Here is an 11,736-nt window from a genome sequence, read left to right as displayed (position 1 = left end):
TCTCCCGGCCGTTCATCTGCTTCACTTCGCGGGCATTCGGATCGGCTCCATTGTCCAAAAGAGCGCGCAAACCATCCAGACTGCCGGTGCGTAGTGGCCACGCCACCAGTGGAATCCCGTCGCGCCGGGCGAAGGTCGTGTTGGGATTTACCCCTTCATCTTTGATCAACCGGCGGACGGCGTCCGCGTCGCCTCGCTCAGCCGCTATGGCTAGCTGCAACGCCTTTCCTTCAAAGTAGTCGCCGGCGCCATGTGAAGACGAAGCGGCGCATCCATTGATCAAGAAAAGCGTGACCCACGCAGCGCCTAATATCGCCTTTGTCATGGTGTTGTGAAGACTTGCGCGCATGATCATCCTGACGTTTAGCCACTAAAGGGGTGACATTAKCAAAGTGTTTTGCTATTCCATAAACAGCGCGTCTCGGGGGCGCGCGCCTTCACCGTGCAATGGAGCTTGCCATGAGTGGTCCAGATATCGAGGCGCGTGCCCGCGCCGTCCAGGGACAGAACCTTCTTGTCCGGCAGTTGCGCGAGAGCGGTAACGACAGCGAAGCCGATCGACTCCAGGAAACGTATCACGCACGCGAGATGTCAGGCCTTGCCGCCGACGTCTATCTCTCGGCCAAGGGCCAGGGCGAGCCCCCTGAGGGCTGGTCGCGCGCAACCGATGATCCCGCCGCGCTCAGGGCTGCAGGCATCAACCTGTCAGACGATGAGCTTCGGGACATGCTGCAACCCCCTCAGTCGGGCTTTCGCGCCGAGATATACATACCTGACAAGGCTGTGTTCGGAGAGGCCGCAAAGCCAGTTGTTGTTTACAAAGGGTCAACTGGCGAGATTATCGACCCGTCAGCACCAGGAGGTCGGCGCGAGTCTGGCGGAGAAGATTTCCTCAACAACGGTCAGCAGGGAATTGGGATGCGTAGTGACTACTACGATCGCGCCATGCGACTGGCCGCAACCATTGATCGGCAAGTTCCTGGCGGCTTCGAAATCGCCGGCCACTCCCTAGGCGGCGGTATGGCTTCCGCGGCATCGGCTGTCACCGGTGCACGCGCCACCACCTTCAACGCCGCCGGCCTGCACCCCGATACGCCGGCGCGCTTTGCCAAAGACAACGGCCTGCCGACCTTCAATCCCGAGCAGAGCGTGCACACCTACCAGACCAGCGGGGAGGTGCTCAACGATGTGCAGAACGGGATGCAGCGTCTGAACGCGCAGCAGCGGCATGCCTATGGCCTGTTGGCCAACGAGGCCAGCCTGCTGCTGCGCGAGCCGATGATGCAGGCCAAGGTCGCCGAGAAGATGCGCGAAATGCTGCCGCCCGGCGCGCAGACCGCCGCCGCGCAGTTTGTGGAGCAACTGGCCACGAAGCCGGGCTATGAGGCGCTGCGCAACATTCCGGTGGCCGCTGGCCGCATGGAGATCGTGCTCGACCCCAAGACCCATGATGCGCAAGGCAAGCTGGTGGACCGCGCGCGTACGGATGCTCCGAGCCAGGTGGCCGAACTGGCCGGACCGCTGTCCAAGGTGCTGCACGCGGCTGCGCATGGCATGCATGACGGGCGCGTGGTCGGTGAGCAGGTCGAGCGCGCAGGCGCGGTGGTGGCGCACGGGTTGGACAAGACCGGCGACGGCGTAGCGCAGGTTGCGCGGGTCAATGGCATGGTGCTCGGCAAAGTGGTCGATATGGGATCGACCACGCTGCAGGTCGGCGCGAAAGCCACCACGACGGTGTATGCCGAGGGCCGCGAGCTGACCGGCATGATCGAGTCCACACGCCACCGCGTGGAAAGCAGGGTGCAGTCCGGCGTGCTTTCGCTCGCGTCTTGGGGAGCGGGCAAATTGGGCATGGACGACACCGCCAGAGAACTCAGCCGCGGCGCCACTGCGACCCACGCTGCCGGCGAGGCGCGCGCCACGGCCGCCTCCCGCCACGCCCGTGAGGACGCCGACGCGGCGCGGGGCGCGGGCCGCCGCGTCGCAGATACCATCGACCATGGCGGCCAGTGGGCGGCCGGTGGCCTGCGCAACGGCTACGCCACGGCGGGCGCCTACGTCGACAAGGGGTATGACCTGGCCGCGTATCACGTGAAAACAACCGCGGCGCAGGCACCGGCGGTGTTTGCATCGGTGGGTGGCATCGCTGCGGGGCTGCAGAGCACGGCCAGGAACTATGTGCCCACCCCGACTGCGCCGCAGAATATCGGCAACATCATCGAAACCAAGCGGCTGTACGACCGCATCGGCCCGGCCTTCGGCGAGGCAGTCAACCGCCACGGCATGAAAGAAACCGTTATCCCCAGCCTGGACGCGGAACTGATCCGGCAAGAGGCGGCAGCGCGGACGCTGGTGCAGCAGCACGAGCGTATCCAGCACCCGGACGCCGGCCGGCCGGCCAGCGTCGGTACCGAGCCTGGCAGCCGAACGGTCGGGATCAACGACCCCAGCCATCAGGATTACAAGCTCTTCAAGGGTGCACAAACCGGCGTGCACGGCATCGACGCCAGCTTCAACCACACCCCCGACCTGCACAGCGATCAGCTCGCCGGTGCCTTGGCAGCCAAGGCCAAGCAGGAAGGCCTGCAGTCGATCGAGCGGGTGGTGCTCAGCGAGGATCGCGCGCGTGCGTTCGCGGTGGATACGCCGGACCTGGCCGCCGTCAACCGTCACCTGGCCTATGTCGACGTCGTCGCTGGACGACAGCAGCCGCTGAGCGTCAGTACCGAGCAGGCGGCCGAGGTCGACCGGCAGCAGGACCGGGCGGCCAATGCGCCGCAGCTGACCGCCAGCGTCACCGCCGAACAGCAGGCGCAGGACCAGCAATCGGTGGCCCGGCGGATAGGCTGACAGCCCCGCGCGGCTGACGGGATCGCGCGGCATGGCCTTGCGCCGGGCTGACCCGCGCCGGCCAAACGGGTTCCATCCCATGCCGCCGATGCGGTACAGTCGCCGGGTGTCCATTCTGACGACCCCGCATACCCTTTCTTCCGCTCGCCGTTGGTGGCGATGGTGGCCTGTTGCCGTCGTCCGTCCCGCCACCGCCGTTTCCCGGAAGGAAAGTCGTCTTGATCACGTTCGAGCAGTTCCAGCAGCAGGCCGCTGAAGGCCACACCCGCATCCCCGTCGTCCGCGAAGTGCTGTCCGACCTGGACACGCCGCTTTCGGTCTATCTGAAGCTCGCCGACGGCCCGCATACCTATCTGTTTGAATCGGTCGAGGGCGGTGAACGCTTCGGGCGCTATTCCATCATCGGCCTGCCGGCGCGCCGGGTGTATGCCTTCCACGGCCATACGCTGACCGTCAGCGAGTCCGGTGAGGTGGTGGAAACCCGTGAGGTGGCCGATCCGTTTACCGAGGTCGAGGCGCTGCGCAGCGCCCATTCGGTGCCCAAGCTGGCCGGTCTGCCGGGCTTCACCGGTGGCCTGGTGGGCTGGTTCGGGTTCGAGTGCATCGGCTACATCGAGCCGCGCCTGGCACCACCGCGTGGCCGCGACGAGCTGGGCACGCCGGACATCCTGCTGCTGCACTCCGAAGAGCTGGCGGTGTTCGACAACCTCAAGGGCCGTCTGTACCTGATCGTGCACGCCGACCCCGGCCAGCCCGGGGCGTGGGACCAGGCCCAGGCCAAGCTGGACGCGCTGGTGGCCAAACTGCGCGCCCCCGGCGCCGGTTACCCCGCACCGATCACCCGCGACGTGCTGGACGAGAACGATTTCGTCTCCGGTTTCACCCGCGAGGGCTTCATCGCCGCGGTGGAGAAATCCAAGGAATACATCCGCGCCGGCGACATCTTCCAGGTGGTGCTGAGCCAGCGTCTGAGCGTGCCGTTCAAGGCGCGCCCGGTGGATGTGTACCGCGCGCTGCGTGCGCTCAATCCTTCGCCGTACATGTATTTCCTCGACACGGGCGACGTGCAGGTGGTCGGCTCCTCGCCGGAGATCCTGGTGCGCCTGCAGGATGGTGAAGTGACCGTGCGCCCGATCGCCGGCACCCGCCCGCGGGGCGCCACGGTGGAAGAAGACAACGCGCTGGAAGTGGAACTGCTGGCCGATCCGAAGGAACGCGCCGAGCACCTGATGCTGATCGACCTGGGGCGCAACGATGCCGGCCGCGTGTCCAACGCGGGCACCGTGGAAGTGGGCGAGCAGTTCGTGATCGAACGCTACAGCCACGTCATGCATATCGTCAGCGAAGTCACCGGGCAGCTGCAGCCGGGCCTGAGCTATGCCGACGTGCTGCGCGCGACGTTCCCGGYCGGCACCGTCAGCGGTGCGCCGAAGATCCGCGCGCTGGAAGTGATCCGCGAGCTGGAGCCGATCAAGCGCAACGTCTACGCCGGCAGCATCGGCTACATCGGCTGGCATGGCGATGCCGATACTGCGATCGCCATCCGCACCGCGGTCATCAAGGACGGTCGCCTGCACGTGCAGGCCGGTGCCGGCATCGTCTACGACTCCGATCCGGGCAAGGAATGGGACGAGACGATGAACAAGGGGCGCGCGTTGTTCCGTGCCGTGGCGCAGGCTGCCAAGGGCCTCTGATTTTAAAGCGCCGTGGCCGTTGCCACGGTCTTCCGCTGCATCATCTGACAAGGAATACCGCATGAAGCTGCTGAGCGCATTGCTGTTGTCGTCGACGTTGGCCGTGGCGGCCGCACCTGCATGGGCGCAGGCCAACTCCATTCCCTCGCAGCCGCATCTATTGGTGAAGGGCGAAGGCTCACGGACGGTGATGCCGGACCGTTTCACCGTGGACTTGTTGGTGAAGTCGACCGATATGCAGCCCGACGTGGCGCGCGGCAAGGTGCAGGACAACATTGCCAGTGTGCTGGGGTCGTTCAAGCGACACCGCGCCGTGTCTGGCACCGTGCGTGCGGACAACCTGATGATCCAGCCCGAAATGCGCTATGCCAACAACCGGCAGGAGTTCGTCGGCACGCGGGTCAGCCGACGCGTGCGGGGTGGCTTTGACAACACCGAAGCACTGCAGGCGTTTCTGCGCGATACCGCCGCCAGTGAAGACCTGCAGATCACTTCCCTGCAGCCGGGCTATTCGAAAGAAGCGACGTTGCGCGCCGAGCTGAAGGCCGAAGCTGCCGCGCAGACGCGCCAATCGGCCCAGGGTCTGGCGCAAGCCTACGGCGCACGGATCTCCGGGCTGTACAGCATCTCCGACGTCGCGCCGAGTTTCGCCTATGGCGTGCAGGCCGGCACCTGGCCGCGTGCGCAGGCAGGCAACGTGATGCCTCCTTCGCCGCCTGCGCCGGGGTACGACATCGAGACGACTGGATCGCGGGCAACCGAATCGGTTCAGGCCGGGCCGATCAGCATCACCGAAAACGTGTACGCCATCTTCCTCATTACCGACGGATCCTGATTATGTTGTTGATGCTCGACAACTACGACAGCTTCACCTACAACCTCGTGCAGTACCTGCAGACGCTGGGCGCCGAGGTCAAGGTGGTGCGCAACGACGCCCTGAGCGTTGATGAGATCGCCGCGCTCGCCCCCGAGCGCATCGTGATCTCGCCCGGCCCGTGCACGCCCAACGAAGCGGGCGTGTCGCTGGAGCTGATCCGCCGGCTCGGCCCGACCACGCCGATCCTCGGCGTGTGCCTGGGGCACCAGGGCATCGGCCAGGTCTACGGCGGCGATGTGATCCGCGCGGGCACCATCATGCACGGCAAGACCTCTTCGATCCGGCATGAAGGCAAGGGCGTGTTCGCCGGCCTGCCGGACCGCTACCAGGCCACGCGCTACCACTCGCTGGTGGTGGACAAAACCACGCTGCCGGCGTGCCTGGAAGTGACCGCCTGGACCGAAAACGAGGACGGCACCCTCGAAGAAATCATGGGCCTGCGCCATCGCGAGCACCCGGTCGAAGGCGTGCAGTTCCATCCCGAATCGATCCTCACCGAGCATGGCCACGCCCTGCTGAAGAACTTCCTGCAGCGCTGAGCGCGCCGCACCTGTACCGCAAAGGACCCCCCATGACCTTCTCCGCCCAGGAAGCCCTGCAGCGCACCATCGAACACCGCGAAATCTTTTTCGACGAAATGGTCGACCTGATGCGTCAAGTGATGCGCGGTGACGTGTCGCCGGTGATGACGGCCGCCATCCTCACCGGCCTGCGGGTCAAGAAGGAAACCGTCGGCGAGATCGCCGGGGCGGCCACGGTGATGCGCGAACTGGCGCTGGCGGTGCCGGTGCAGGACAAGACCCACCTGGTGGATATCGTCGGCACCGGTGGCGATGGCTCGCACACGTTCAACATCTCCACCTGCGCGATGTTCGTGGTGGCCGCGGCCGGGRCCAAGGTGGCCAAGCACGGCAACCGCAGCGTCTCGTCCAAGTCCGGCAGCGCCGACGCGGTCGAAGCCCTGGGCGCGATCATCGACCTGCGCCCGGAGGAGGTCGCGCGGGCGATCACCGAGACCGGGATCGGCTTCATGTTCGCGCCGATGCACCACCCGGCGATGAAGATCGTCGCGCCGGTGCGCCGCGAAATGGGCGTGCGCACCATCTTCAACATCCTCGGCCCGTTGACCAATCCGGTGGGCGCCACCAATGTGCTGATGGGCGTGTTCCACCCGGACCTGGTCGGCATCCAGGCGCGCGTGCTGCGTGAACTCGGCGCCGAACGCGCGCTGGTGGTGTGGGGGCGCGACAACATGGACGAGATCTCATTGGGCGCCGGCACCCTGGTCGGTGAACTGCGCGACGGCAAGGTGCGCGAATATGAAATCCATCCGGAAGACTTCGGCATCGCCATGTCGGCCAGCCGCAACCTGAAAGTGGCCAACCCGGAGGAATCGATCGCGATGCTGCGCGGCGTGCTCGACAACCAGCCCGGCCCGGCGCTGGATATCGTCGCGCTCAACGCCGGCGCGGCCCTGTACGTGGCCGGCGTGGCCGACAGCATCGCCGACGGCCTGGCGCGCGCCCGCGCAGCCATTGCCGACGGCAGTGCACGCTCGCGCATGACCCAGTACGTGGCGGCCACCCAGCGCATCCGCGCCAGGGCCTGAGCCCTCCGTTTCACGCTTTACCCGTGGCTGGTCGATAATGGCCGGCCTGAAGGACCCTGACCGACATGAGCGACAAGAGCGACATCCTCGACACCATCCTGGCCCGCAAGGCCGAAGAAGTCGCCGCCCGCCGTGCCCAGGTGCCGCTGGAGGCACTGATCGCCCGCGTGGCGCAGGCGTCGCCGGTGCGTGGCTTCGCCGATGCGCTGCGCGCCTCGATCGCTGCCGGCAACCCGGCGGTGATCGCCGAGATCAAGAAGGCCAGCCCGTCCAAGGGCGTGATCCGTCCGGACTTCCATCCGGCCGATATCGCGGTCAGCTACGAGTTCGGCGGCGCCAGTTGCCTGTCGGTGTTGACCGACGTGGACTTCTTCCAGGGCAGCGATGCCTACCTGCAGCAGGCGCGCGAGGCGTGCACGCTGCCGGTGCTGCGCAAGGACTTCGTGATCGATGCCTACCAGGTGTATGAAGCGCGCGTGCTCGGCGCCGACTGCATCCTGTTGATCGTGGCCGCACTCAGCGACCGCCAGCTGGCCGAACTGTCCGACCTGGCCATGCAGCTGGGCATGGACGTGCTGGTGGAAGTGCACGACATCGACGAGCTCGAGCGCGCCATCCAGGTGCCGGTGCCGCTGATCGGCATCAACAACCGCAACCTGCGCACCTTCGAGGTGTCGCTGCAGACCACCCTGGACATGCGCCAGGCGGTGCCGCGCGATCGCCTGCTGGTCACCGAAAGCGGCATCCTCGGCCCGGCCGATGTCAGCGTCATGCTTGAGGCCGGGGTCAATGCGTTCCTGGTGGGGGAGGCCTTCATGCGCGTGGAAGAGCCCGGCGAGGGCCTTCGTCAGCTATTCTTCAGCGCATGACTGCGAACTACCCAACGCCGCGCGACGACGCCACGCTGGTGGTCTTCGATTTTGATCACACCCTCTACGATGGCGACTCGGGCAGCCATCTGTTTGCCTGGCTGATCAAGCGCAACCCGCTGCGGTTGCTGGTCGCGCTGCTGGCCACGCCGATCTTGGGGCCGCTGGTGGCGTTCCTGCCCACCCGCCGCCGTGGCATTTCCGGCTACGTCTGGATCGCCACCTTCGGCCTGCACCGGGCGCGCGAGTTCAACAAGGTCATCGACCGCTACGTGCTTACCCACGAGGCCGATATCCGCCGCCGGCTGCTGCCGGTCGCGCTGGCGGTGTTCGCCAGGCATCGTGCGCAGGGCGACCGCGTGGTGGTCGCCACCGGCGCACCGCCCGAGCTGGCCCGCGCGATCCTGGCCTTCGTCGCCCACCAGGACGTGCCGGTGATCGGTACCGAGGTCGGCCCGTGCCTGGGCGCGGTGATCGCCACCCGCCACTGCCACAACGAAGAGAAGATGCGCATGCTGCGCGAGCGCGGCTACGGCGAAATCGCCATCGCCTACTCCGACAGCAGCGCCGACCTGCCGTTGCTGCTGGCCGCCAAGGCGCCCGTGGTGGTCAATCCCAAGGCGTCGCGGGTGGCCCATTTCCGCCAGGTGCTGCCGCCGGGGACGCCCGTGCTCAACTGGGGCTGCGTGGATCGGGCCGGCGATCCGGTCTGATCCTGCGATGACGCCTTCGGCCTAGGTTGCGCCACGCCACGACAGGAAGGCGTGGCCGATCTGGAACAGGCTGATCGACAGCACCAGTACGCCGACGGCCACCAGCACCCAGCGTTCCTTGACCCGTTTCACCAGCAGCGCCGCCACCGGCGCGGCCATCATTCCGCCGATCATCAGCCCGGCGACGATGTTCAGGTACTGCAGGCCCATCGTCAGCAGGAAGGTGATCGACACCGCCAGCGTCACCACGAACTCGGCCGCATTGACCGTGCCGATGGTGGTGCGGACCTGGCCGCCGCGGGCCAGCAGGGTGGAGGTGGCCACCGGCCCCCAGCCGCCACCGCCGCTGGCATCCAGCAGCCCGGCCACAAACCCCAGCACCGGTACGCGCTTCACTTCCTGGGCAGGCATCAGCCGGCCGGCGGCGCGCAGCAGGATGAAGATCGCCAGGATCAGCAGGTAGGCATAGATGAACGGGCGGATGAACTCGCCCGGCAGTTGGGTCAGCACGTACGCACCGACCACCCCGCCCACCGCGCCTGGCAGGGCCAGGCGCAGGAACAGGCGTCGGTCGACGTTGCCAGCCACCAGATGCGAAACGCCCGACGCGCCCGTGGTGAACACTTCGGCGGTATGGATGCTGGCGCTCACCGCCGCCGGCGGCAGGCCCATGCTCAGCAGCACCGAGGACGAGACCAGCCCGAAGGCCATGCCCAACGCACCGTCGACCAGCTGCGCGCCGAGGCCGATCAGGATGAACCAATAGAATTCGCTGCCCAGTTCCATGGCAACAGCCTAGCGGCAAACCGATGAGGTGGAGGTCTGGGATGTGCCGGCCGTTGGTCGGCAACCCCCGCCAAGCGGGGTAGGCCTGGGTCTGGGGCTGCCTGGTTGCCGGCCAGCGGCCGGCACTACGGGGACCCGCCGGTGCGCGGTCCGGGACGGGGCAGGGGCAGGCGCAGGCGTCAACGGGTGCCGTACAGGACCACGGTCTTGCCGCGGGCGTGAAGGAGCCCGTCGGTCTGCAGCTTCTTCAGTACGCGGCCGGCCATCTCACGCGAGCAGCCGACCAGCCTGGCCAGTTCCTGGCGGGAAACGCGCAGCTGGGTGCCCTGCGGGTGGCTCATGGCCTCCGGCTCGCGGGACAGGTCGTGCAGGGTGCGGACGATACGGTCGGTGACGTCCAGGAAGGCCAGGCGGCTGGCTTTCCTGCTGGTGTCCAGCAACCGCTTGGAGATCTGCTGCCCAAGCGCGTACAGCAGGCGCGGGGCGTCGGCCGACAGCGGGCCGAGGAACAGCTGGTGCAGGCGTTCGTAGCTGATCTCAGCCAGCTCGCAGGGGGTGCGGGTGCGCAGGATCACCTCGCGACGGTCGGATTCGACGAACAGCCCCATCTCGCCGACGAATTCACCTGAACCGAAGTAGCCGAGGACCAGCTCGCGGTCGTCCTCTTCCTCAGCAATTATAGAAACCGAGCCGCTTATCACGTAGTAAAGGGTGCCAGCGGGGTCCCCGGGGCGGAACACATCGGTCCGCGCGGGGTAGCGGCGGCGATGGCTGTGGGCCAGAAAACGGTCGATGGTGGCGATATCCAGGGCCAGTGGACTTGTGGCAAGGCGCACAGTTGACACGTTTGAGGCGCTCCCTTTGCTCATGAACAATTCACGGCTATGTGCCGCGAGCTTAACGATCCGGTTTGTTAAGGGCAAACAGAGCACACCTATTCCTTTCGATGCAAGTTTCGCCCCCGATCACTTTGCCCCATAATTGCGCCTTTCCCACCACTCACAGGATCCACCGCCGTGGTCAAGCCGTTGCCTCGCCTGAGGTTGCAGGGTTTCAACAACCTCACCAAGGCGCTGAGCTTCAACATCTATGACGTGTGTTACGCGCGCACCGAAGAAGAGCGTCAGCGTTACATCGAATACATTGATGAAGAGTACAACGCCGATAGGCTTACTCAGATCTTGACCGATGTCGCCGAGATCATCGGCGCCAACATCCTCAACGTGGCGCGCCAGGATTACGATCCGCAGGGTGCCTCGGTGACGATCCTGATCTCTGAAGAACCGGTGATCGACAAGAAGCAGGCCGGCAAGGAGTTGATCTCCGATGCCGTGGTCGCGCACATGGACAAGAGCCACATCACTGTCCATACCTACCCGGAGACCCACCCGCAGGAGGGCATCGCCACGTTCCGCGCGGACATCGATGTGGCTACCTGTGGCGTGATTTCCCCGCTGAAGGCGCTGAACTACCTGATCGAGAGTCTGGAATCGGACATCGTGATCATGGACTACCGCGTGCGTGGCTTCACCCGTGATGTAAAGGGCAAGAAGCACTACATCGATCACAAGATCCACTCGATCCAGAACTTCCTGGCCAAGAACATCAAGTCGCGTTACGAGATGTTCGACGTCAACGTCTACCAGGAAAACATCTTCCACACGAAGATGCACCTGAAGGACTTCGACCTGGACCAGTACCTGTTCGAAGAGAAGGCCAAGAACCTGTCGTTCAAGGAACGCATGAAGATCGAGGCGCTGCTGCGTCGCGAGATCGAAGAGCTGTTCCACGGGCGCAACCTGACCGAGTAATACCGCTGTGACAGCCGCCCCGGGCAACCGGTGGCGGCGCTGCACCCGGCGGGATGGCCCGCCCCGTGATGCCCGGATCCGTGCAGTACCGGTGCCAGGGAAGCCAATCGACGACGGTCCGGTGTGAAGACACCGGGCCGTTTTTGTTTTTTCACAGGAGTACCCATGCCCTGGATCTATCTGCTGCTGGCCGGCCTGTTCGAAATCGGCTTTGCGATCGGAATGAAGTACTCGGAGGGCTTCAGCAGGCCGCTGCCCACCCTGGCCACCGTCGGTGCGGCGCTGGTCAGCCTGTACCTGATGAGCCAGGCGATGAAGTCGATCCCGGTCGGCACCGCCTATGCGATCTGGACCGGCATCGGCGCCCTCGGCGTGGCCACGCTGGGCATCTTCCTGTTCGGCGACAGCGCCTCGCTGCCGCGGCTGGCCTGTGTGGGCCTGATCGTGGCCGGCGTGATCGGGTTGAAGCTGGTCGGGGGCTGATCGGCGCGTCGGAAGGACGTCGCGCACGCACCCCCGGTGGTGGC

General features: G+C 65.9%; 12 protein-coding genes. 9 read left to right on the top strand and 3 right to left on the bottom strand.

All coding sequences use genetic code 11. From position 1 onward, the window contains the following. Window positions 1-349: ankyrin repeat domain-containing protein (locus ACXJKH_RS07475; RefSeq protein ID WP_457318952.1), on the bottom strand; the 349-nt coding region annotated here is incomplete at its 3' end. Window positions 350-459: 110 nt separating this feature from the next. Here ACXJKH_RS07475 and ACXJKH_RS07470 point away from each other — a divergent pair. The 7 genes from ACXJKH_RS07470 to ACXJKH_RS07440 all read left to right on the top strand — a co-directional run bounded on the left by ACXJKH_RS07470 (window position 460) and on the right by ACXJKH_RS07440 (window position 8,612). Next, the gene (locus ACXJKH_RS07470) at window positions 460-2,850 is read left to right on the top strand and encodes an XVIPCD domain-containing protein (RefSeq protein WP_457318951.1); all 2,391 of its coding nucleotides are present in this window, start codon (window positions 460-462) and stop codon (window positions 2,848-2,850) included. 218 nt (window positions 2,851-3,068) lie between these two features. Continuing rightward, entirely contained in the window at window positions 3,069-4,544 is a 1,476-nt protein-coding gene (gene trpE / locus ACXJKH_RS07465; RefSeq protein ID WP_457318950.1) for an anthranilate synthase component I, read from the top strand. 61 nt (window positions 4,545-4,605) lie between these two features. After that, window positions 4,606-5,379, top strand: coding sequence for an SIMPL domain-containing protein (locus tag ACXJKH_RS07460; RefSeq protein ID WP_457318953.1), 774 nt, complete (start codon window positions 4,606-4,608; stop codon window positions 5,377-5,379). 2 nt (window positions 5,380-5,381) lie between these two features. Then, window positions 5,382-5,960 (top strand): anthranilate synthase component II, encoded by a 579-nt coding sequence (locus tag ACXJKH_RS07455; protein ID WP_457318949.1) that lies wholly within the window; start codon window positions 5,382-5,384, stop codon window positions 5,958-5,960. A 32-nt stretch (window positions 5,961-5,992) separates the two neighbouring features. Next, window positions 5,993-7,030 (top strand): anthranilate phosphoribosyltransferase, encoded by a 1,038-nt coding sequence (gene trpD, locus ACXJKH_RS07450; protein WP_457318948.1) that lies wholly within the window; start codon window positions 5,993-5,995, stop codon window positions 7,028-7,030. Between the two features lie 65 nt (window positions 7,031-7,095). Further along, window positions 7,096-7,899, top strand: coding sequence for an indole-3-glycerol phosphate synthase TrpC (gene trpC, locus ACXJKH_RS07445; protein WP_256776559.1), 804 nt, complete (start codon window positions 7,096-7,098; stop codon window positions 7,897-7,899). After that, entirely contained in the window at window positions 7,896-8,612 is a 717-nt protein-coding gene (locus ACXJKH_RS07440; protein ID WP_256776560.1) for a haloacid dehalogenase-like hydrolase, read from the top strand. Before trpC ends, ACXJKH_RS07440 begins: the two co-directional genes overlap by 4 nt. Window positions 8,613-8,633: 21 nt before the next feature. Here the strand turns inward: ACXJKH_RS07440 and ACXJKH_RS07435 are convergent, their stop codons facing one another. Both ACXJKH_RS07435 and crp read right to left on the bottom strand, forming a co-directional pair. Beyond that, window positions 8,634-9,398 carry a sulfite exporter TauE/SafE family protein gene (locus ACXJKH_RS07435; protein WP_457318947.1) on the bottom strand — a complete coding sequence of 255 codons (765 nt, stop codon included), beginning with the start codon at window positions 9,396-9,398 and terminating at the stop codon, window positions 8,634-8,636. A gap of 179 nt (window positions 9,399-9,577) precedes the next feature. Then, window positions 9,578-10,267: a cAMP-activated global transcriptional regulator CRP gene (gene crp, locus ACXJKH_RS07430; RefSeq protein ID WP_256776562.1), complete on the bottom strand. Its 690-nt coding sequence runs from the start codon at window positions 10,265-10,267 to the stop codon at window positions 9,578-9,580. Window positions 10,268-10,414: 147 nt separating this feature from the next. On the opposite strand from crp, the gene speD reads away from it, so the two are divergent. Continuing rightward, entirely contained in the window at window positions 10,415-11,209 is a 795-nt protein-coding gene (speD, locus tag ACXJKH_RS07425) for an adenosylmethionine decarboxylase (protein WP_256776563.1), read from the top strand. A 165-nt stretch (window positions 11,210-11,374) separates the two neighbouring features. Next, window positions 11,375-11,692, top strand: coding sequence for a quaternary ammonium compound efflux SMR transporter SugE (sugE, locus tag ACXJKH_RS07420; RefSeq protein WP_457318946.1), 318 nt, complete (start codon window positions 11,375-11,377; stop codon window positions 11,690-11,692). Window positions 11,693-11,736 lie beyond the last annotated feature (44 nt).

Source organism: Stenotrophomonas sp. P5_B8, assembly GCF_054049855.1.
The sequence above is the reverse complement of the archived record's forward strand: the minus strand, read 5'-3'. Positions and strand labels throughout refer to the sequence as shown.